17 protein-coding genes and 6 tRNA genes are annotated in these 22,555 nt (G+C 51.4%); 6 read left to right on the top strand and 17 right to left on the bottom strand.

Translation table 11 applies throughout. The features are described 5' to 3' along the window. Window positions 1-15: 15 nt before the first annotated feature. The 3 genes from ybeY to miaB form a co-directional block, all read right to left on the bottom strand. On the bottom strand, window positions 16-507 hold the full coding sequence (gene ybeY / locus GEAM_RS03655) for an rRNA maturation RNase YbeY (protein WP_034788375.1): 492 nt from the start codon (window positions 505-507) through the stop codon (window positions 16-18). Continuing rightward, window positions 504-1,580 carry a PhoH family protein gene (locus tag GEAM_RS03660; protein WP_128124561.1) on the bottom strand — a complete coding sequence of 359 codons (1,077 nt, stop codon included), beginning with the start codon at window positions 1,578-1,580 and terminating at the stop codon, window positions 504-506. Before GEAM_RS03660 ends, ybeY begins: the two co-directional genes overlap by 4 nt. Window positions 1,581-1,854: 274 nt before the next feature. Further along, on the bottom strand, window positions 1,855-3,279 hold the full coding sequence (miaB, locus tag GEAM_RS03665; protein WP_034788378.1) for a tRNA (N6-isopentenyl adenosine(37)-C2)-methylthiotransferase MiaB: 1,425 nt from the start codon (window positions 3,277-3,279) through the stop codon (window positions 1,855-1,857). A 215-nt stretch (window positions 3,280-3,494) separates the two neighbouring features. Here miaB and ubiF point away from each other — a divergent pair, with 215 nt between their 5' ends. Continuing rightward, complete coding sequence (gene ubiF, locus GEAM_RS03670; protein ID WP_034788379.1) at window positions 3,495-4,679, top strand: 3-demethoxyubiquinol 3-hydroxylase; 1,185 nt, start codon at window positions 3,495-3,497, stop codon at window positions 4,677-4,679. 210 nt (window positions 4,680-4,889) lie between these two features. On the opposite strand, the gene GEAM_RS03675 is transcribed toward ubiF, so the two are convergent. The 11 genes from GEAM_RS03675 to nagB form a co-directional block, all read right to left on the bottom strand. Next, window positions 4,890-4,964, bottom strand: a tRNA-Gln gene (locus tag GEAM_RS03675). A gap of 40 nt (window positions 4,965-5,004) precedes the next feature. Continuing rightward, a tRNA-Met gene (locus GEAM_RS03680) sits at window positions 5,005-5,081 on the bottom strand. 84 nt (window positions 5,082-5,165) lie between these two features. Then, window positions 5,166-5,240, bottom strand: a tRNA-Gln gene (locus GEAM_RS03685). Window positions 5,241-5,297: 57 nt separating this feature from the next. After that, window positions 5,298-5,372: transfer RNA gene (locus tag GEAM_RS03690), tRNA-Gln, on the bottom strand. Window positions 5,373-5,396: 24 nt separating this feature from the next. Further along, window positions 5,397-5,481: transfer RNA gene (locus GEAM_RS03695), tRNA-Leu, on the bottom strand. Window positions 5,482-5,493: 12 nt separating this feature from the next. After that, window positions 5,494-5,570: transfer RNA gene (locus tag GEAM_RS03700), tRNA-Met, on the bottom strand. A gap of 231 nt (window positions 5,571-5,801) precedes the next feature. Beyond that, complete coding sequence (asnB, locus tag GEAM_RS03705; protein WP_034788380.1) at window positions 5,802-7,463, bottom strand: asparagine synthase B; 1,662 nt, start codon at window positions 7,461-7,463, stop codon at window positions 5,802-5,804. A 346-nt stretch (window positions 7,464-7,809) separates the two neighbouring features. Further along, window positions 7,810-8,562, bottom strand: a complete 753-nt coding sequence (locus tag GEAM_RS03710) for an HAD-IIA family hydrolase (protein WP_034788381.1) — start codon at window positions 8,560-8,562, stop codon at window positions 7,810-7,812. Window positions 8,563-8,609: 47 nt separating this feature from the next. Then, complete coding sequence (nagC, locus tag GEAM_RS03715; protein ID WP_034788382.1) at window positions 8,610-9,830, bottom strand: DNA-binding transcriptional regulator NagC; 1,221 nt, start codon at window positions 9,828-9,830, stop codon at window positions 8,610-8,612. Window positions 9,831-9,850: 20 nt separating this feature from the next. Beyond that, entirely contained in the window at window positions 9,851-10,990 is a 1,140-nt protein-coding gene (gene nagA / locus GEAM_RS03720) for an N-acetylglucosamine-6-phosphate deacetylase (protein ID WP_034788384.1), read from the bottom strand. 147 nt (window positions 10,991-11,137) lie between these two features. Next, window positions 11,138-11,938, bottom strand: a complete 801-nt coding sequence (gene nagB, locus GEAM_RS03725; RefSeq protein WP_034788386.1) for a glucosamine-6-phosphate deaminase — start codon at window positions 11,936-11,938, stop codon at window positions 11,138-11,140. A gap of 345 nt (window positions 11,939-12,283) precedes the next feature. Here nagB and nagE point away from each other — a divergent pair, with 345 nt between their 5' ends. The 4 genes from nagE (at window position 12,284) to chiQ (ending at window position 18,448) form a co-directional block, all read left to right on the top strand. Beyond that, window positions 12,284-14,239 carry a PTS N-acetyl glucosamine transporter subunit IIABC gene (gene nagE / locus GEAM_RS03730; RefSeq protein ID WP_034788389.1) on the top strand — a complete coding sequence of 652 codons (1,956 nt, stop codon included), beginning with the start codon at window positions 12,284-12,286 and terminating at the stop codon, window positions 14,237-14,239. Between the two features lie 191 nt (window positions 14,240-14,430). Then, a complete protein-coding gene (gene glnS, locus GEAM_RS03735) occupies window positions 14,431-16,101 on the top strand; it encodes a glutamine--tRNA ligase (RefSeq protein WP_034788392.1) in 1,671 nt (556 codons plus the stop codon). Window positions 16,102-16,647: 546 nt separating this feature from the next. Beyond that, on the top strand, window positions 16,648-18,072 hold the full coding sequence (gene chiP, locus GEAM_RS03740; protein ID WP_128124560.1) for a chitoporin ChiP: 1,425 nt from the start codon (window positions 16,648-16,650) through the stop codon (window positions 18,070-18,072). Between the two features lie 37 nt (window positions 18,073-18,109). Next, complete coding sequence (gene chiQ / locus GEAM_RS03745; protein WP_034788645.1) at window positions 18,110-18,448, top strand: ChiQ/YbfN family lipoprotein; 339 nt, start codon at window positions 18,110-18,112, stop codon at window positions 18,446-18,448. A 214-nt stretch (window positions 18,449-18,662) separates the two neighbouring features. Here the strand turns inward: chiQ and fur are convergent, their stop codons facing one another. Together fur and fldA are read right to left on the bottom strand one after the other, a co-directional pair. Beyond that, complete coding sequence (fur, locus tag GEAM_RS03750; RefSeq protein WP_034788397.1) at window positions 18,663-19,118, bottom strand: ferric iron uptake transcriptional regulator; 456 nt, start codon at window positions 19,116-19,118, stop codon at window positions 18,663-18,665. 280 nt (window positions 19,119-19,398) lie between these two features. Next, complete coding sequence (gene fldA, locus GEAM_RS03755; RefSeq protein ID WP_034788400.1) at window positions 19,399-19,926, bottom strand: flavodoxin FldA; 528 nt, start codon at window positions 19,924-19,926, stop codon at window positions 19,399-19,401. A 471-nt stretch (window positions 19,927-20,397) separates the two neighbouring features. Between fldA and GEAM_RS03760 the strand changes: the two genes are divergently transcribed. Continuing rightward, window positions 20,398-22,062: a methyl-accepting chemotaxis protein gene (locus GEAM_RS03760; protein WP_034788402.1), complete on the top strand. Its 1,665-nt coding sequence runs from the start codon at window positions 20,398-20,400 to the stop codon at window positions 22,060-22,062. Between the two features lie 66 nt (window positions 22,063-22,128). Here GEAM_RS03760 and ybfE read toward each other — a convergent pair whose 3' ends face one another. Next, a complete protein-coding gene (gene ybfE / locus GEAM_RS03765; protein ID WP_034788646.1) occupies window positions 22,129-22,410 on the bottom strand; it encodes a LexA regulated protein in 282 nt (93 codons plus the stop codon). Window positions 22,411-22,555 lie beyond the last annotated feature (145 nt).

Genomic DNA, 22,555 nt, shown 5'->3' on the forward strand with positions numbered 1-22,555 from the left:
GGGGAGGCGTTAGCGCTAGTCTCGAATGTCGTCTTTGGCGTCATCTTCAATGAAAATATACGGGTCCGGATAACCCAGACTTTGCATAATTTCTATCTCGATGGACTCCATTTCTTCGGCTTCTTCATCGACGATGTGGTCATACCCTAGCAGATGCAGACTGCCGTGAACAACCATATGCGCCCAATGCGCCAGCAGTTCTTTTTGCTGCTCCTGCGCTTCTTTTTCAACCACCTGACGGCAGATGACCAGATCACCCAGCAGAGGCAATTCCATACCCGGCGGAGCTTCGAACGGGAAGGATAACACGTTGGTCGATTTGTCTTTACCACGATAAGTCATATTCAGCTCGTGACTTTCCGCTTCATCTACCAGACGGATAGTCACTTCTGACTCTTCCTGAAACTGTGGCAGGACGACGTCCAGCCATTTTTGGAAATCACTTTCCGTGGGTAAACCCTCGCTGTTTTCACACGCGATTTGCAAATCGAGAATAACCTGAGTCATTGATTAACCTGTTGTGACGACGGCTGATGAGATTCCTGACGACGTTGTTCAGCAATGGCATCGCGACGTTTTTGATCTTCTTCTTCCCAAGCCTCATAGGCTACCACGATACGGGCTACCACGGGATGACGAACCACGTCTTCGCTATGGAAGAAATTGAAACTTAGTTCATCAACCGACGAAAGCACTTCGATAGCATGGCGCAGGCCAGACTTCTGGTGACGCGGCAGGTCAATCTGCGTGACGTCTCCGGTGATCACGGCTTTGGAGTTAAAACCAATACGCGTCAGGAACATTTTCATCTGTTCAATCGAGGTGTTTTGGCTTTCATCCAAAATGATAAAGGCGTCGTTGAGTGTGCGACCGCGCATGTAAGCCAGCGGGGCGACTTCAATCACGTTGCGCTCAATCAGCTTTTCGACTTTCTCAAAGCCGAGCATTTCGAACAGCGCGTCATACAGCGGGCGCAGATAAGGGTCAACTTTCTGGCTGAGGTCACCCGGCAGGAAGCCCAGTTTCTCACCGGCTTCAACAGCAGGGCGGGTCAGCAGAATGCGGCGCACGTCTTGACGCTCAAGAGCATCGACGGCTGCTGCCACGGCGAGATAGGTTTTACCCGTACCCGCAGGCCCGATACCAAAGGTGATATCGTGGTCGAGAATGTTGGCAATGTACTGCGCCTGATTTGGCGTGCGTGGCTTCACCATGCCGCGCTTGGTCTTGATGATCACCGCTTTACCGTAGTCAGGAACGCTCTCGGCGGTCTGCTCCAGCACGCGGCTCTCTTTGATGGCCAGATGGATTTGCTCAGGATCGATATCCTGAATCTCTCCCCGTAACGGCGCGGTATCGACGTATAAATCACGCAGAATATTGACCGCGGCGGTCACAGGCAGACTTTTTCCTACCAGTTTAAAGGCGTTATCACGACGGTTGATTTCAACGCCCAACCGACGCTCCAGTTGCTTGATGTTGTCATCAAACGGCCCGCACAGGCTCAGCAAACGCTGATTGTCTTCAGGCTCTAGCAAAATCTCTTGTGTTACAACGTTCAAACTTTTCCTCTGGGCCACGAAGGACCTGTTGATGTGTCTGACTTTTGTCGTCTTAGCTGGCGCTTTTCACACCAATAAAACTCACAATACCTTGGTTAATAATACATGCCCTTGGCAAAATATGCCTTGTTAGCCACGGGATGGCGTACACCTTAGTGACAATATGCGGCCTGTCTCGAAAAATTAAACCTTATCGCTGTTGTGAAAGGGGAATTTTCGACTAAAAACTGTAAAAACAAACAGGACGCCGAAGCGTCCTGTTGCGGGATCTAAGCCTTTACGGGCTGCCAGATTATGGCTGGTATAGACCCACACCAATCTCATTCTCTTTGCGAGTACGGGCAATGACCGACTGCGGCGATTCGTGCAGACGCAGCGCCATCTGGTCTTCCGTACGCACCACCACGCCGCGCAGCGAGTTGGCATAAACATCAACGATTTCAACGTCAACGAACTTGCCAATCATGTCCGGCGTGCCTTCGAAGTTCACCACGCGGTTGCATTCGGTGCGCCCGGTCAGTTCCATAATGCTCTTGCGCGAAGTCCCTTCGACCAGAATACGCTGCACCGTGCCCAGCGTTGCGCGGCTAAAGCGCACCACCTGCTGAGTAATGCGGTCTTGCAGGATTTGCAGGCGCTGTTTCTTCTCTTCGAGGCTGACGTCATCCACCATATCCGCCGCTGGCGTACCGGGGCGAGGGGAGTAGATGAAGCTGAAACTGACGTCGTAATTCACTTCGGCAATCAGCTTCATGGTCTTCTCGAAATCGTCGTTGGTTTCGCCGGGGAAGCCAATGATGAAGTCGGAACTCATATGAATATCAGGGCGCACCGCGCGCAGTTTGCGGATGATAGCCTTGTACTCCAGCACGGTGTGCGGGCGCTTCATCATGGTCAGAATGCGGTCGGAGCCACTCTGGATCGGCAAATGCAGGAAGCTCACCAGCTCAGGGGTGTCTTTGTACACTTCGATGATATCGTCGGTGAACTCGACCGGATGGCTGGTGGTGAAGCGGATGCGGTCAATGCCGTCGATTGCCGCCACCAAGCGCAGTAACTCTGCGAAGCTGCAAACGCCGCCGTCATAGGTCGCGCCGCGATAGGCGTTGACGTTCTGCCCAAGCAGATTGACTTCGCGCACGCCCTGAGCGGCTAACTGGGCGATTTCGAACAGCACGTCGTCACTTGGGCGACTAACTTCTTCACCACGGGTGTAAGGCACCACGCAGAAGCTACAGTACTTGTTGCAGCCTTCCATAATAGAGACGAACGCCGTCGGGCCTTCGGCACGTGGCTCTGGCAGGCGGTCGAATTTTTCGATTTCTGGGAAGCTGATATCGACGATGGGGCTTTTGGTGCCGCGAACATGATTAATCATCTCCGGCAGGCGGTGCAGGGTCTGCGGGCCGAAGACCACGTCGACGCAAGGCGCGCGCTGGCGCAGCATTTCACCTTCTTGCGACGCCACGCAGCCACCCACGCCAATAATGACGTCAGGGTTCTTCTTCTTGAGTAATTTCCAGTGGCCCAGCAGGCTGAACACTTTTTCCTGAGCCTTTTCCCGAATAGAACAGGTGTTCAGCAACAGAATATCTGCTTCTTCAGCGACGTCGGTCAGCTGATAACCGTGTGTACTTTCGAGCAGGTCGGCCATTTTAGATGAATCGTATTCATTCATCTGGCAGCCCCAGGTCTTTATGTGCAGTTTTTTAATCATCGACTTGTCATTACTCAATGCGGGTAGAAAAGCGTTATATCTGTGTCCGTCCTGAAGAGCAGAACCAAGGGCTCGGGCGACGGTGACGTTCAGGGGGCGTATTGTAAACCCTCGCTTCTGTGGTGACCAGTGCAGTTAAGCAGCTTAGGTTCTGATACCGACATAAAAATCCGGTATCATTCAGCTAATGAATTCCATTATCAAGCTGGATGAAAATGAACCATTCTGAAAAATCCTTTGATGCAGTCGTAGTTGGCGGCGGCATGGTAGGGGCTGCGGCGGCGCTTGGGCTGGCTCAGCAGGGCCTTCGCGTGGCTTTGATTGAGAACCAACGCCCGGCAGAGTTCGACCCGCTTGCGGCGATAGATCTGCGCATTTCGGCCATTGGCTGCGCCTCGGTGCGTTTCCTGCAAAGCCTTGGCGCGTGGTCTGCTATCGAAAGCATGAGATTGACGCCGTATCGTCGTCTGGAAACTTGGGAAAACGATGGTTCCGAAGTGCGTTTCGACGCCTCCTCGCTCGGTTTGTCAGAGCTGGGCTTTATGGTTGAGAACCGCGTCTTGCAGCTCGGCCTGTGGCAGCAGTTTGATGCGTTGCCTAATCTGACTCTGTTTTGCCCATCCAAGCTTCGTCACCTGTTGCAGCACGATGATAAAAGCTGGTCATTGCAGCTGACGACGGGAGAAGTGCTGAAAACGCAGCTGGTGGTTGCCGCCGATGGCGCGAACTCGCTGGTGCGTCAGCTGGCGGGGATCGGCGTCGATGGCTGGCAGTATCGTCAGAACTGCATGCTAATTAATGTGGAAACGGCTTCAGCCGACCAAGACACCACTTGGCAGCAATTTTACCCTTCTGGCCCAAGAGCCTTCTTGCCGCTGTCTGGCCATAACGCCTCATTAGTGTGGTATGACAGCCCGCAGCGTATTCGCTATCTCCAGACGTTGAATATGAAACAGCTGACGGATGAGGTCAGCAAAGCCTTCCCGAGCCGCTTAGGCCCGGTGAAGGCGCTTTCTTCGGGTTCATTCCCACTGGTGCGCCGCCACGCGCAGAGTTACGTGCTGCCGGGGCTGGTATTGGTCGGTGACGCCGCGCACACCATCAATCCGCTGGCCGGGCAGGGCGTTAACTTGGGCTATCGCGACGTGGAGGCTCTGCTCGACGTGGTGAACAAGGCGCGAGAACGCGAAGAGAAATGGTTCGAAGAGCGCGTGTTGTTGAGATATCAACGCCAGCGCCGTCTGGATAACTTACTGATGCAGAGCGGCATGGACCTGTTCTACACCGCCTTCAGTAATGACTTAGCGCCAGTCAAGATCTTGCGCAATCTGGCCCTGATGACCGCCCAACGCGCAGGCGCACTCAAAACCAAAGCGTTGAAATACGCGTTAGGCATTTAGTCGAGCTAGAGTTTGTGTGGGGTGAGCTGTCCCCAAAATCATTCGAGTTGCAGAAAGACGGCGAGTGAGGGTATCCCGATGAGCTTACATCAGTAAGTGATTCGGGTACCCGAGCGCAGCCAACGCATCTGCAGCTCGAAGTATGAAGGGGAAGTTGTTTTCAATAAGACATAAAAGCAAAAAGCCCGCCGAAGCGAGCTTTTCTAAATATGGCTGGGGTGCCAGGATTCGAACCTGGGTATGCTGGTATCAGAAACCAGAGCCTTACCGCTTGGCGACACCCCAAAAGGACTGCTTTACTAAAACACTCATGCAGACAATAAAATGGTGGCTACGACGGGATTTGAACCTGTGACCCCATCATTATGAGTGATGTGCTCTAACCAGCTGAGCTACGTAGCCAAATTTTACTGACTTAACTCTAAAACTCAAGCGCTGATTTGATTAACTTAATAATAAATTTCAATCGCTTGCCAATAAGAAGTATGGCTGGGGTACCTGGATTCGAACCAGGGTATGCTGGTATCAAAAACCAGTGCCTTACCGCTTGGCGATACCCCAATAAAACTACTTCAAATTGTATTTTTTCATGCAATATCAAAGATAAAACAAGAAAAATGGCTGGGGTACCAGGATTCGAACCTGGGAATGCTGGTATCAAAAACCAGTGCCTTACCGCTTGGCGATACCCCAACTGTGCTTACCGATATCAGGAAATGGTGCGGGAGGCGAGACTTGAACTCGCACACCTTGCGGCGCTAGAACCTAAATCTAGTGCGTCTACCAATTTCGCCACTCCCGCATGAAAAAAGTTTGGTGGCTACGACGGGATTCGAACCTGTGACCCCATCATTATGAGTGATGTGCTCTAACCAACTGAGCTACGTAGCCATCTTTTTTCTTGCAACCTTCATCGGCGTTGCGGGGCGCATTATGCGTAGTTGGCCGTTTTGCGTCAACCACTTTTTTGACGAAAAATGTCTTAGAGCAATCATTTGTCTGGCTTATGACCAGTGTGGCGATAAATTCAGCAAAACACGTTATTTTTATTGGCTTTTGTGACGAAAAAACGGGCCATAGTAGGCCCGTTAATCGAAAATAAAACCCGGTTATTTCTGCAAATTAGTAGGCGGATTGGTGAACGCCTACAGCACGACCGGACGGATCGTTCATGTTTTTGAAGGATTCATCCCACTCAATCGCCTTCGCAGAAGAACAGGCTACCGACGGGCCACCCGGAACGCACTCTGCTGCACTTGGTACTGGGAACAGCTCTTCAAAAATGGTGCGGTACAGATAAGCTTCTTTCGAACCCGGCGTGTTATACGGGAAGCGGAAATGTGCAGTTTCGAGCTGTTGGTCAGTAATTTGCTGTCCAGCGACCTCTTTTAAGGTGTCAATCCAGCTATAACCTACGCCGTCGGAGAACTGTTCTTTCTGACGCCATGCCACGCTGTGTGGCAGGTAAGACTCAAAACACTCGCGCAGGATGTGTTTTTCCATCTTGCCGTTGCCGCACATCTTGTCTTTCGGGTTGATGCGCATCGCCACGTCGAGGAACTTCTTGTCAAGGAACGGCACGCGCGCTTCAACGCCCCATGCTGACATCGCTTTGTTGGCGCGAGCACAGTCATACATGTGCAGGGCCAGCAGCTTGCGCACGGTCTCTTCGTGGAACTCTTTGGCGTTCGGCGCTTTGTGGAAATAGAGGTAGCCGCCCAACACTTCGTCAGCACCTTCGCCGGACAACACCATTTTGATACCCATCGCTTTGATTTTACGCGACATCAGGTACATCGGGGTGGAAGCACGGATGGTGGTCACGTCGTAGGTTTCGATGTGATAAATCACGTCACGAATGGCGTCCAGACCTTCCTGCACGGTGAAGTGAATTTCATGGTGCACGGTGCCCAAATGGTTAGCCACGGCCTGTGCAGCGCGCAGGTCAGGAGAACCTTCAAGGCCGACGGCGAAGGAGTGCAGCTGTGGCCACCAAGCTTCGCTTTGGTCTTTATCTTCGATACGGCGACCGGCGAATTTCTTAGTAATGGCAGAAATTACCGAGGAATCCAAACCGCCTGACAGCAACACGCCATAAGGCACGTCGGACATCAGATGGCTCTTCACTGACTCTTCCAGCGCGTCGCGCAGCGCGGCGGCGTCGGTTGGGTTATCTTTAACGTTGTCGTAATCGAACCAGTCGCGACGGTAGTATTCGCGGATTTGCCCCTCTTTGCTCCACAGGAAGCTGCCCGCCGGGAATTCCTGAATGGTGCGGCACACCGGCACCAGCGATTTCATCTCAGAAGCGACGAACAGGTTGCCGTGCTCATCATGACCATAATAAAGAGGGATGATGCCCAAATGGTCGCGGCCAATCAGGTAGGCGTCTTTTTCTGTGTCATACAGAATGAAGGCGAACATGCCTTGCAGTTCGTCGAGGAACTCTGGACCTTTTTCCTGATAAAGCGCGAGGATCACTTCACAGTCAGATTCGGTCTGGAACTCATAACGGTGGCCTAACTCAGCGCGCAGTGCCTGATGGTTGTAAATCTCACCGTTAACGGCCAATACGTGGGTGTGCGCGGCGTTGTACAGCGGCTGTGCGCCGTTGTTGACGTCGACAATCGACAGACGCTCGTGGCAAAGAATGGCTTTATCGCTAGCGAAAACGCCAGACCAATCCGGGCCGCGATGGCGCATCAGACGGGACAACTCCAACGCTTTCTTACGCAACTCAGCGGAGTCGGTCTTGATATCGAGCACACCGAAAATTGAACACATATCTGTTTCTCCTGACCACTTATAAACGATTATTTTGTTGTGTTTGCTTGGCGCTTTGCCGATTTCTCATTAAAGGTTCGGCTTTACTGCGCGGTTGATTAAGAAAATGCGTCAAAACCCCTCATCTGTGCAAGTGGTTTAGCATTCTTCTGAAAAATAGTTGTTGAGGTAGGTCAGATCTTTGATGGATTTTCAGTTTAGGGCTATTTAAATTGCGGAATATGCAATTTTTCTCGCTGATTTGAGCTGTGGGCAAAAATGGGGAATGAAAAGAAAATAGCAACAAGTGGCAGAAGTCCGTCTGGCCGAATGACCAGACGTGAGAAAGCAGGGGAAGCGAGTGAAACTAGATAATGTCGATATCAGCGACAGAAGGGTAGATCCACGTTGGGCGGAATGGCATCTCTTCGACATCATTCAGGGTAGACACGCCTGACAGCACCAAAATGGTATCCAGACCTGCCTGGAAGCCCGCCAGAATGTCCGTGCGCAGGTTATCGCCGACAATCACCGTTTCTTCCGAATGGCCCTGCATTTTGTTCAGCGCAGAGCGAATGATCCACGGGCTTGGCTTGCCGACATAGAAAGGTTTGCGGCCGGTGATTTTTTCAATCGGGGCGCACAACGCGCCACAGGCTGGCGAGAAGCCGTGACCGTGGCTATCCGGGTTAGTAGCAATAAAGCGTGCGCCGTTGGCGACGAAGAAGGCGGCTTTATGGATCATATCCCAGTTATACGAGCGGGTTTCGCCGACGATAACAAAATCAGGATTGATATCAGTGATGGTAAAGCCTGCTTTATAAAGCTCGTGAATTAATGCGCCTTCGCCCACGACATAGGCTTTCTTGCCTTCCTGACGCTTCAAAAAGTCAGCTGTCGCCATGGCGGAGGTGTAAAAAGCACTTTCAGGGACGTCCAGACCGGCGGCGGTAAAGCGATTCGCTAAATCCTGCGCGGTCTGAGAAGGGTAGTTGGTCAGCACAACCAGCGGCATGCCCTGTTCCTGAATGCGTGCGAGGAACAGATCTGCACCTGGGACCGGCGTATTGTCATGAAGCAGCACGCCGTCGATATCACAAATTACGTTTTTTAAAGTCATAGGTCCCTAATCCAATCCATTCTGGCAATCCCGAACTATAGCACGGCTTAATTTTCCATCAGACGTTGTAACAGCACGCCATTGAGCATAGCCCGTTTGACCAGCGCGAAAGCGCCGATAGCGGACTGGTGGTTCAACTCTGATTTCACCACCGGCAAGTTGCGGCGGAAGTCTTTCAATACCTGAGTGTTAATGCAGCTTTGAATAGCTGGCAACAGGACTTTTTCTGCCTCGGTAATCTCCCCGGCAATCACCACTTTCTGTGGGTTGAACAGGTTAATCGCAATAGCAACGCTTTTGCCCAACTGGCGTCCGACGTGCTCAATCACTTCACAGGCCAAGCCGTCGCTGCGGTTCGCCGCTTTGCAAATCGCGGTTATCGAGCAGTCTTCGAGACTTAATTTGCTCGGATAACCTTGGGTGAGCAGGGCGCGCACACGGTTCTCAATGGCTGAGTTGGCGGCGACGGTTTCTAAGCAGCCGAAATTACCGCAGTGGCAGCGCTCGCCCAGCGGGTCTATCTGGATATGGCCGATTTCGCCCACGTTGCCGTTGCTGCCGAGGAAAATTTGCCCATTGACGATGATCCCTGCGCCCGTACCGCGGTGTAAACGAACCAAAATGGAGTCCTGACAGTCGCGCGTTGCCCCAAAATAGTGCTCCGCCAAGGCTAAACTGCGGATATCGTGGCCGACAAAGCTGGTGACTTTGAACTTCTCTTCCAGCACATCGACCAGTTTCCAGTTGCCCACGCTGATATGCGGCATGTAGCGCACAATACCTTTATTAGGGTCAACCAGCCCCGGCAGGATAACCGAAATAGCAATCAGCTCGCGGATCTTGCGCTGGTGAAGCTCCATAAACTCGACAATGGCTTTAATCAGCGCATTCTCCAGCGTCTCTTGGGTGCGTTCCGGCAGGGCGTAGTGGTGTTCGGCGATAGACTTCGCGCTGAGATCATACAGCGTGATAGTGGCGTCATTGCGCCCAAGGCGGACGGCAATAGTATGGAAGGGACGGGTTTCGGTGATAATCGAAATAGCGCGGCGGCCCCCGGTGGAAGCCTGTTGATCCACTTCTTTGATCAACCCGCGCTCTAAAAGCTGGCGAGTAATTTTGGTGACGCTGGCGGGTGCCAACTGGCTTTGATCTGCAATTTGAATGCGAGATATCGGCCCGTGCTGATCAATCAGGCGGTAAACCGCCGCGCCGTTTAACTGCTTTACCAGATCAACGTTGCCGATTTGTGCCTGTCCGTCAGTCGTCATCAATACTTTTATCCGCTCAATTAAACTTCGTCACCATTAACGATAGTTTTCGTGATTTTGAAATCATGGGTGAAGGCCGTCAGGTTGGCGACTTTACCGGCTTCAATACTGCCCAGAAGCGAGTCCACACCAATCGCACGTGCGGCATACAGGGTTGCCATGCGCAGTGCTTCGTCCAGAGCTATACCAACATGCTCAACGCTGTTTTGTACAGCTTCGATCATGGTTAGCGCTGAACCGCTCAGTACCCCGTTCTCATCAACACAGAGTCCGTCACGATAGTATATTGTTTTGCCTGCGAAAATGAACTCTTGAATGTCGGCACCGGCTGGTGCAGTCGCGTCAGTCACCAGCACCAGTTTGTCACCTTTGAGTTTCTTCGCGTTACGCACATTCGCCCACGCGACGTGATGGCCGTCGACGATGATGCCGGTATAAACTTCTGGCGTATCAAAAATCGCGCTGACCAAGCCCGGCTGGCGGCCAGTAATGGCTGGCATGGCGTTGAACAGGTGCGTGGTGAAGGTGATACCCGCCGCAAAGCCTTTGCGCGCTTCTTCATAAGTGGCGTTAGAATGGCCGCCAGAAACGATGATGCCCGCGTCGCGCAGTTGGCGAATATACTTATCTTCCGCCTGTTCAGGTGCCAGCGTCACTTTAGTGATCACATCCGCGTTGGCACACAGATAATCAATCATTGCGCTGTCAGGTTTGCGAATAAACGCCGGATTATGGGTGCCTTTCTTCAGCGGGCTGAGGTACGGCCCTTCAAGGTGCAGGCCCAGCGCCTGATGCGGATACTTTTTCAAGTAATCGCGCATAACGTTGATCCCGTGCTTCATGTAGTCATCGCTACAGGTGATCAGCGTCGGTAAATAGCTAGTACAGCCGGACTTCTCGTTGGCTTTCTGCATGATCTCTAACGTTTTAACTGAAATCGCTTCCAGAGAATCGTTAAATTGCACGCCGCCACAGCCGTTCAGCTGTAAATCGATAAATCCGGGGGCAAGGCTGGCGCCATCCAGATCGCGAGTTTCCATATTCGCCGGCAGTTCAGCTGCCAGACAGACACGTTCGATCTTGCCGTCGGCAATGACGACCGCGTGGTTATCCAGAACGTCGTGGCCAGTATAAATGCGGCCATTTATCAGTGCGTACATCCTACCCCCTATTCCCCTTTATCCTTCAAGCCGTGGCTGCGTTGGCTGCCTTCAGCCACCCCAGTCACTTACTTCAGTAAGCTCCTGGGGTGACTTCAGTTGCCGCCTTGCCACAACTCGAATGATTGTGGGGAATCAATTATTTATTCAAAGATTCTTCATATTTTCCGCTTCTAACTCGCGGAAATATTTAACAGTTTTAACTTTAAGTTCCATGGTGGACGGTTCGTCGCATACCACTACGGATTTTGCGTGAAGCTGCAGGCAGCTGATGGTCCACATGTGGTTGATGTTGCCTTCAACCGCAGCGGCCAGAGCCTGTGCTTTAGCGTGACCGGTAACCAGAATCATGACTTCTTCGGCATCAAGCAGGGTGCCCACGCCAACGGTCAGTGCGAATTTAGGCACTAAAGAGACGTCGTTGTTGAAGAAGCGTGAGTTGGCGATGCGGGTTTCGTGAGTCAGGGTCTTGATACGGGTGCGTGAAGCCAGAGAAGAAGCCGGTTCGTTGAACGCGATGTGACCGTCGTTGCCCACGCCGCCCATGAACAGGTTAATTTTGCCGTAGGACTTAATTTTCTCTTCGTACTGACGGCACTCTTCGTTGACGTCAGGTGCATTGCCGTTCAGCAAGTTGATGTTTTCACGTGGAATATCAACATGGTCGAAGAAATTGCGGTACATGAATGTGTGGTAGCTTTCTGGGTGTTCCTGCGGCAGACCGACATATTCGTCCATATTGAAGGTAACCACGTTTTTGAAGCTTACTTGGCCCGCTTTATGCATAGCGATAAGATGTTTATAAGCTTCAAGAGGAGTACCACCGGTAGGCAGACCCAGTACGAACGGACGGTCAGCGGTAGGTTTGAAAGCGTTGATACGTTGGACGATATGACGAGCTGCCCACTTACCAACTTCAGTAGTGTCATTTAAAGGAATTAATCTCATTACACACCTCTTAGTTTTCAGAACTTGAATATACTTGAATTGGATTTGAAAGCTGTGCTTAAAAGGCCGTCATTGTAAGCGTAACCCAACTATGACATACGGGAGAGGCACAATGCCGTCTAGATTTTTTTAATGATAAAATAAGTTTTGCAAATTGCCTAGGGTTGTGGCCTGTTAATAGTGTTTTTTGGTGATAATTATCACAAAAAGCGAGGTTTTAATTTGCGATACGAAATATTTTTTTTACACTCCGCAGTGCAGTTGGTTGAATGAGATTTTAAAGGTAGTAACCATACTTATTAAACTACTTAGGTGATTCGCTCACAGGGCGAATTAGGGGGAAATGTGAATATTCTTGGATTCTTTCAACGGTTAGGCAGAGCGCTTCAGCTGCCAATCGCTGTGTTGCCAGTCGCGGCGCTTTTGCTGCGCTTTGGACAACCAGATCTGCTCAATATGCCGTTTATTGCGCAAGCTGGCGGGGGTATCTTTGATAACCTCGCGCTTATCTTTGCCATTGGTGTGGCATCAAGCTGGTCAAAAGACAACGCAGGTGCAGCTGCATTAGCAGGCGGTATCGGCTATTTCATTTTGACTAAAGCGATGATCACCATTAACCCAGCAGTAAACATGGGTGTATTGGCGGGTATCATCACCGGCCTGGTAGGCGGTATGGTTTACAACCGCTGGTCTGATATCAAACTTCCAGACTTCTTGAGCTTCTTCGGTGGGAAACGTTTCGTTCCTATCGCAACCGGCTTCTTCTGTCTGATCCTTGCTGCTCTGTTCGGTTACGTTTGGCCTCCTGTTCAGGATGCTATCCGCGCTGGCGGTGAGTGGATCGTGGGCGCTGGCGCATTCGGTGCGGGCATCTTCGGTTTCGTCAACCGTTTGCTGATCCCAACCGGTCTGCATCAGGTTCTGAACACCATCGCATGGTTCCAGATTGGTGACTTCACCAACGCAGCAGGTACCGTGTTCCACGGTGACATCAACCGCTTCTACGCGGGCGATACCACTGCGGGGATGTTCATGTCCGGCTTCTTCCCAATCATGATGTTCGGTCTGCCGGGTGCAGCCTTCGCCATGTACTTCGCCGCGCCAAAAGAACGTCGTCCATTAGTTGGCGGTATGTTGCTGTCTGTCGCAGTAACAGCATTCCTGACCGGTGTTACCGAGCCGCTGGAATTCCTGTTCATGTTCTTGGCTCCGCTACTGTACTTAATCCACGCGATTTTGACCGGTATCAGCCTGTACATCGCTACCGCGCTGGGTATCCACGCTGGCTTCTCCTTCTCTGCGGGCGCCATCGACTACGCGTTGATGTACAACCTGCCAGCGGCCAGTAAGAACGTCTGGATGCTGTTGGTGATGGGCGTTATCTTCTTCATCATCTACTTCGTGCTGTTCAGCGTGATCATTCGCATGTTCAACCTGAAAACGCCGGGTCGTGAAGATCCAAGCGAAGCCGTGACTGAACCAGAAGCGAACAGCAACACAGAAGAAGGCTTGAACCAGCTGGCGCTGAGCTACATCGGTGCTCTGGGCGGTTCAGACAACTTCAAAGGCATTGATGCTTGTATCACGCGTCTGCGTCTGACAGTTAAAGATGCCGGTGTGGTGAATGATGCAGCCTGTAAACGTTTAGGCGCGTCAGGTATCGTTCGTCTGAACAAGCAAAGCATTCAGGTTATCGTTGGTGCTAAAGCCGAATCACTGGCTGATGCGATGAAGAAACAGATTGCTCGCGGTCCAATCCCAGCGTCAGCAGCCACTGTAGCTCCGGCTGCGTCAGCAGCGGCACCTGTGGCTCAGGCTGTGCCAAACGCGCCGAAGAAAACCGTGGAAACACTGGTTTCTCCAGTAACCGGTGACATCGTGGCGTTGGAACAGGTTCCTGACGAAGCGTTCGCCAGCAAAGCGGTAGGTGACGGTGTGGCGATTCGCCCAACCGACAAAACCGTCGTTTCTCCGGCGAGTGGTACCGTGGTGAAAATCTTCAACACTAACCATGCATTCTGCTTAGAAACCGATACGGGTGCTGAGATCGTGGTCCACATGGGTATTGATACCGTGGCCCTCGAAGGCAAAGGATTTACTCGTCTGGTTGAAGAGGGCGCGACAGTGACTGCTGGCCAGCCTGTGCTTGAACTGGATCTGGAATTCCTTAACGCCAACGCGCGCTCAATGATTAGCCCGGTTGTTGTCAGCAACATCGATGACTACTCAGGCGTTGTTGCAGTCGCCAGCGGCTCAGTCGTAGCGGGTCAAACTAAACTGTTCGAGATTCAGTCCAAGTAATCCCCCCTGAACTCGCAGTTATGCAGTAAATATGCAGAAAATAAGACGGGAAGAGAGCAATCTCTTCCCGTTTTTTTGTTTCAAACCCAGATAACCTCTATTTTATGTAACTAACGGTTGTTTCCCGACGTGGCTTGTTGGAACATATGCGGTTAGTCATTCGAGCCAATGTCGCGTAGAGGAATTGCACAATGAGTGAGGCTGAAGCCCGCCCAACAAATTTTATCCGTCAGATTATTGATGAAGATCTGGCGTCCGGGAAACACAACACGGTTCACACCCGTTTCCCGCCTGAGCCTAATGGCTATTTGCATATCGGTCATGCCAAATCAATTTGCCTGAACTTCGGTATTGCTCAAGATTACCAGGGCCAATGCAACCTGCGCTTTGACGATACCAACCCAGCGAAAGAAGATATCGAGTTCGTTGAGTCTATTAAGCACGACGTTCAGTGGCTGGGCTTCGAGTGGAGCGGGGAGATTCAATACTCTTCTAACTACTTCGACCAATTGCACGACTACGCCGTTGAGCTTATCAACAAAGGCTTGGCCTACGTTGACGAACTCACACCAGAGCAGATCCGCGAATACCGTGGAACCCTGACTGCGCCGGGTAAAAACAGCCCATTCCGCGATCGTTCGCCGGAAGAGAACCTCGCGCTGTTCGCGAAAATGCGCAACGGTGAGTTCGCCGAAGGCACAGCTTGCCTGCGTGCCAAAATCGACATGGCGTCGCCATTTATCGTGATGCGTGACCCGGTTATCTACCGTATCAAGTTCGCGCACCACCACCAGACTGCTGACAAATGGTGCATTTACCCGATGTACGATTTCACCCACTGCATCTCCGATGCGCTGGAAGGGATCACCCATTCGCTCTGTACGCTGGAGTTCCAAGACAACCGTCGTCTGTACGACTGGGTGCTGGACAACATCACCATTCCTTGCCACCCGCGTCAGTATGAGTTCTCTCGTCTGAATCTCGAATACGCCATCATGTCTAAGCGTAAGCTGCAATTGCTGGTGTCTGAGAAGATTGTAGAAGGCTGGGATGATCCGCGTATGCCTACGGTGTCAGGCCTGCGTCGTCGTGGCTACACCGCGGCTTCTATCCGTGAATTCTGCCGTCGTATCGGCGTCACCAAGCAAGATAACAACGTTGAAATGATGGCGCTGGAATCCTGTATCCGTGATGACCTGAACGAAAACGCGCCGCGCGCGATGGCGGTGATCAATCCGGTTAAAGTGGTGATTGAAAACTTCACCGGTGAAGATGTGCAGCTGGTGACCATGCCAAACCATCCGAACAAGCCAGAGATGGGCAGCCGCGAAGTGCCGTTTACTCGCGAGATTTACATCGATCAGGCTGACTTCCGCGAAGAAGCGAACAAGCAGTACAAGCGTCTGGTGCTGGGCAAAGAAGTGCGTCTGCGTAATGCTTACGTGATCAAAGCTGAGCGTATCGAGAAAGATGCCGAAGGCAATATCACTACCATCTTCTGTAGCTATGATGTTGATACCCTGAGCAAAGATCCTGCTGACGGCCGCAAAGTGAAAGGCGTGATTCACTGGGTTTCTGCGACAGAAGGCAAACCGGCTGAGTTCCGCCTGTATGACCGTCTGTTCAACGTGCCAAACCCGGCACAGGCTGAAGACTTCCTGACCACCATTAACCCTGAGTCACTGGTTATTGCGCAAGGTTTTGTCGAGCCAAGCTTGGGCACCGCGCAGCCAGAAGTGAGCTTCCAGTTTGAGCGTGAAGGTTATTTCTGTGCCGACAGCCGCTACTCCAGTGCAGAACATTTAGTGTTCAACCGCACCGTTGGCTTGCGCGACACGTGGGAAAGCAAACCCGCTGTTTAATCGAGTCGGTTATTAGCAATGTTAAAAACGCAGCCTTGGCTGCGTTTTTTTATGTCAAAAATTTCCCTTTCAGTCGCATTTATTCCCTCCTTTATTTTATTTATCCAAAACGTTCAGCATAAAGCCTGTCAAAATTTTATTTCTTAACACGAATTAATGCTTGGCGAAAAATATGTGATCGCGGATCTATTTTCATGAATTATTGATGCAAACGCAGGTTTGCAGAGCTTTGTTCTTATTTATGATTCTGATTTATATCAATAAATTAAAATAATTCAATTTACTTCAATATTTTCATCGCTTTGTAACATAAATACATATTTATGTGCACTTTGTCATGTTTCTGATATTTGTATTTAATTACTGATTGATAATTCGCGCCGCGAAAAATAGTCTAAACCTTGTTTACAGTGCTGGTTTCGCCATTAGCGACTGGCCTATTACCCGTTTGGGTTTGCGTTAACTTTCAAGTCAAAAAGAGGATTTCCCATGTTGAGTCAATTTAACAGGGGCAGGGCTGCGGCTGGCCTTAACCCAATAGCAAGAATGAAACCGATTTCTCTGGCGCTGGCTGGAACCTTGTTAGGCGGTGGCTTGATGAGTATGCCGGACGCCCAAGCGGCAGGCTTTATTGACGATTCATCGCTCACCGGCGGCATCTATTACTGGCAGCGTGAACGTGACCGTAAAGATCTGAATAAAACCAAAGAAGAAACCCGTCCTGACGGCAGCAAAGTGACGGTAAATAACCCCGATTATAATAAATACGCCACCAACCTCTCTCACTCCACGGCCAACTTAAACCTCGATTTCTCCTCCGGTTATGCCTGGGACATGTTCGGTATTGATCTGGCGGCCTTCACCGCCGTTGAGCTCGCCGAAGCCAGTGACAGCGGCCACCCGAACGAAATCGCGTTCTCCTCCAGCAACCACGCTTATGACGAAGACTACTCCGGCGACAAAGGCGGGGTCAGCCTGTACAAAGCAGCGGGTAAATTTAAATATGGCGGCTTCTGGGGCCACGCGGGTTACATCCAGCCAACTGGCCAGACGCTGATCGCACCGCACTGGAGCTTTATGCCGGGTACCTATCGCGGTGCCGAAGCGGGCTACAAACATGACTTTGGTGACCCGGGCGAACTGAGCTTCTCCTACATGTGGGCCGACGAGTACAAATCCCCGTGGCACCTTGAGATGGATGATTTCCGCCGTGCTGACCGCACCACCGGCGTCTCTTACATTCACTCACTGGGCGCCAAATACGACTTCAAAAATGACTTCGTGCTGGAAGCCGCTTTTGGTCAAGCCGAGAACTATGTTGACCAATACTTTGGTAAGGCTTCTTACAAACTTGAGCTGGCGGGCAACCCATTAACTACCAGCTATCAGTTCTACGGTTCGAAAGACAAGATTGGCGACAGCAACGATCCAAACAGTCTGTACGACGGCATGGCTTGGTTGCAGGCGCTGACCTTCGGTTACACCACCGGGCAGTTTAACTGGCGTCTCGAAGGCACCATGGTGAAGGCGGATGGCAACCAAGGTTATTTCCTGCAACGCATGACCCCTACGTATTCTTCTTCTAACGGCCGTCTTGACGTGTGGTGGGACAACCGTTCCGACTTCAACGCCAACGGCGAGAAAGCTGTGTATGCGGGCGTGCTGTATGACTTGGCGAAATGGGATCTTCCGGGCTTCGCGGTGGGCGGTTCTTACGTCTACGCGTGGGATGCAAAACCAAGCTCCAACCCGATTTATGACCAGAGCCAGCGTTTGAAAGAGAGTGCGTGGAGCCTCGACGCGCTGTACACCGTGCAGGGCGGCCGCGCCAAAGGCACCTTGTTCAAGCTTCACTACACCCAATATGACAACCATTCCGACATCCCAAGCTGGGGCGGCGGCTACGGCAACATCTTCCAAGATGAGAAAGACGTGAAGTTCATTGTTATTGCACCATTCACAATCTTCTAAAACACCGTCGGGATGAAAAATTATGAAAATGAAATCGATTAAAAACGTGTTGTTGGTGGTGGCTTCCGTGGCGTTACTCGGAGCCTGTTCGGACCCGAGCACCAGTAAGGCTGACCAGCTGCGTCACTCTTACACCAACTGTATCAATACCTCGAATGGCGAGGCGGATAAGCTGGCGACCTGCCAAACTATTCTCGAATCGCTGAAGAAAGAAAAAGCGCACGAAGCCTTTGCTAATAAAGAAACCGTGCGAGTGATTGATTACCAGAAGTGCCTGACGGCGCGTAAAACCGGCGACGGACAGAGCTATGCCGAAGATTGCGGCAAAATCTGGCAAGAGATCAAAGCCAACAATTCACCAAGCGCGATGAAATAAAGTGAGTTTGAAGCTGTAGCGGCAGGGCAGTAGCGTTCGCCGCGAGCCAAAAAATAACCCCGATTTCTAATTAAGACGTCGGGGTTTTTTAATGTCTGCAGCGAGCGGGGAGAAGTTGGGGAGAAGTTTAGGCATAAAAAAACCGCTTTTCAGCGGCTAATTTTAGTTCTGCTCCATCTCAGGCAGAACATAACGCATGACTACAGAACTGCGATTACAGTGCTGGTTTATCGTTATGCAGGCTGTCATCTTCACGGCAGTCACCCAGTTCGCAGTGGCCGTACAGATAGAGGCTGTGGTTAGTCAATTTAATGCCGTGTTTCTTGGCAATTTCACGCTGACGCGCTTCGATTGACTCATCGCGGAATTCAATAACGCGGCCGCAATCAAGGCAAATCAGGTGGTCATGGTGATGCTGTTGGGTCAGTTCGAAAACAGATTTGCCGCCTTCGAAGTTATGACGGGTAACAATACCTGCGTCATCAAATTGGTTCAGAACGCGGTAAACCGTCGCCAGACCAATCTCTTCACCCATATCAATTAATTGCTTGTACAAATCTTCCGCGCTGACGTGATGACCTTCCGGCGCTTGCAGCACTTCCAGGATCTTAAGTCGCGGAAGCGTGACTTTTAAGCCAGCTTTCTTCAGTGCGGTATTATTGTCAGTCATGCGGATTCAGTCCTGTTACTATGCTTGTCACGTTGAGGCATGAAGCCTGTGGTATCAGTTCATGGTGAATAGGGGGATCTGTTAACGAAGATCACACTTTTCACGACTGTTGCGATCAGATCGCAACGGCTTGATCAATAGAATAAACCAAGATCTAAGTGTACCTTGATACCGCTGAAAGTTACAATTTTGTAGCGGTTAAATTGTTAATTTCAGTAATAGATTGGCCCTTTCGACGTGTAATCAACGACTCAGGGCCTTTCTTGCCATCAGCCAATGATTAGCCAATGATTTCAGCTAAACTCAATTCTTCGGTGATCTGTTTCACCCATGCATCCACGCGCTCATTGGTCAGTTCTGGCTGACGGTCTTCGTCAATCGCCAAGCCGATGAAGTGGGTGTCATCCGCCATACCTTTTGACGCTTCGTAGTGGTAACCGGCAGTTGGCCAGTGACCTACGATAACCGCGCCGCGTGGCTCGATGATGTCACGCACGGTGCCCATCGCGTCACAGAAGTATTCGGCATAATCTTCCTGATCGCCACAGCCAAACAGGGCAACCAGCTTACCTTCGAAATCTATCTCTTCCAGCGATGGGAAAAAGTCGTCCCAGTCACACTGTGCTTCGCCGTAATACCAGGTTGGAATGCCGATCAGCAAAATGTCGAATTTTTCCAAATCCTCTTTGCTGCTTTTCGCAATGTCATGTACCTCGGCAACATCTTTACCCAACTGCTTTTGGATCATTTTTGCGATGTTTTCGGTGTTACCTGTATCGGATCCAAAGAAGATTCCTACTACGGCCATAAGATTTCTAACCTCTTGTTCTCAATGAAAAGCCTGATCCTGACTATCCGCGTCGTTGCCACTCTGACTGGCCGACTGTGGATAGCGGAAATATACCCTAGGCAATAATGCCGCAAATAATAACAAACTCATCGCACAGAGAACATGCCTCCGCGCAGCTTGCAGTTAACTAACAAGTTTATCGGGCATTGATGACGAGCGTTATCGCCTTTGTGTGTTTTGTGTGGCTATTCGGCATACGTCTGCCGCTCACTCCCTAAGCAAAACTGAAAGAATTTCACGTTGTTCCTAAATTTTACCCACTCAGCGCCGATAGATGAAGCGAGAGGAAACTCGTCAGTACAAGCAATCGATGCCCGGAGAGGTGTTCACCCTGTCCCGAGGCATATGCCTTCCGGCGACCTGTGTGATTCTCCGCATCCCCGTTAATACACATAAAAAGAAACAGAGCTGTTTCACGAGAGGCACATCGTGCAATTTTTGAAAAACATTACCATCAGGACCGCAATGCTGGTCATTCTCGGTACATTTAGTGTCATGTGGGCGGGCGTGGCTATCTATACCGTAACTTCACTCAATTCATTGACCAGAAATGCCGAAATCAACGTGGCATTAGTCAACGATCTCACCTTGATCCATAAAGGAAGTGATCAATATTTTAGAACCCAAACGCGTTTGACTCGTGCGATGTCAGCGTTACAAAACGACCCTAACCAGAAACCGGAGCTGTTCGATGGCGCGAAACTGGCGCTGAAAAATATGACTGACGCACTTAATGCGTTTAAAAATGCCCCACATCCGGGGTTGGATGATGCCGTGGTTCAGGAGCTGATAACCGACTGGACTAATCTGGCGGAGCAGGGCGCAACGCCACTGTTCAACGCCGCCAGCAGCAAGAACGCCGAGGCGTATAAGCAGATTTCTACCGTCAGCGTTGTGCCGCTGAGCGTGAAGTTTGGTGCCTCGGTGGAGAAAGCTAACGCATTGATTGCTGATGCATTAAAGCGCACCGAGCAGCAGTCGACTCACCTGACGCAAATGAGCAAAATCATCCTGCTGGTGGCCTTCGCGCTGGGCATGGTGATCCTGTTTCTTACCGACCGCTATCTGATGTGGGGATTAGTTAAACCGCTGAATAAAATCCGTGACCAGTTTGCGGTAATTGCGCGCGGCGACTTGACCCACAATCTGGAGGAGTTCGGCAAAAACTGTGCCGGGAAGCTGATCCCATTGCTGAACGTGATGCAAAACAGCCTGATCAACACCGTGCAAACCATTCGCAACTGCACCAATAACATCTATCAGGGCGCTTCTGAGATTTCTGCCGGTAACAATGACCTCTCCTCGCGCACCGAGCAGCAGGCATCGGCGCTGGAAGAGACGGCAGCCAGCATGGAGCAGCTGACTGCGACGGTGAAACACAACGCCGACAATGCTCATCACGCCAGCCAACTGGTGGTGGAAGCCTCTGCCACGGCGCGCAAGGGCGGCAACATTGTCGCGGACGTGGTCAGCACCATGAAAGACATCTCCGGCAGCTCGAAAAAGATTGCTGAGATCACGGCGGTGATCAACAGCATTGCTTTCCAAACCAACATTCTGGCGCTGAACGCGGCGGTTGAAGCGGCGCGCGCGGGCGAGCAGGGGCGCGGTTTTGCCGTGGTCGCCAGCGAAGTGCGTAACTTGGCCCAGCGCAGTGCGCAGGCGGCGAAAGAGATTGAACAGCTGATCAGCGAGTCAGTCTCGCGCGTAGATAATGGTTCGAAGCTGGTGGAGCAGGCGGGTAACACCATGGATGACGTGGTGCGCTCGATAACGCATGTGACCGACATCATGGCGGAAATTGCCTCGGCGTCGGATGAGCAGAGTAAAGGGATTAGCCAAGTGGCCGTGGCGGTAACGCAGATGGACAGCGTGACGCAGCAAAACGCCGCGCTAGTGGAAGAGGCGTCGCAGGCTGCGGTTTCTCTGGAAGAGCAGGCGGCCTTGCTGAACAACGCGGTGGCGACTTTCAAACTGCGCGACAGCGTGACGCGCGTGGCTCAGCATCAGGTTGCATCTTCGCGAGCACCGTTGCTGCGCCCGGACTTGGGGGCAACTAGCGCTAAAAGCAGTGAAAATTGGGAAACGTTTTAACTAATTTGAACAGGTTGCAGGCAACCTAAAATGAGCGGGTAGCCAGAGATGGCTGCCCGCTGAGGTTCAGCTTTCGTGATGATTCAGATGCGCCAGAAGCATCTCTTCAATCAACTCACTACGACTGATATTGCGTTCTTCGGCTAGCTTATTGAGCGTATCAACAGCTTCTGCATTAATTTTTAGCTCGACGCGTCGCAAACCGCTCGCTTTATCGCGACGAAGTTGATTGCGCTTATTAATCCTAAGCTGCTCATCTCGTGAAAGCGGATTTGTTTTCGGACGCCCCGGACGGCGATCATCTGCGAACAGATCAAGCGTCGTGCGATCCAGTTGTTCTTTTGCCATAGGTAGCGGTAAAACCAGGAAAGTTACATCGGAAAACGGCACGCCGTTTCTGACGATTGCCTTACATATTTCGGGCTAATCACCCAACCCAACTTCGAGACGCCCCGCACAACGGTTACCCAGATTGGGGCGGCAAAATTTTAGC

The organism is Ewingella americana ATCC 33852 (assembly GCF_000735345.1).
Taxonomy (GTDB): Bacteria; Pseudomonadota; Gammaproteobacteria; order Enterobacterales; family Enterobacteriaceae; genus Ewingella; species Ewingella americana.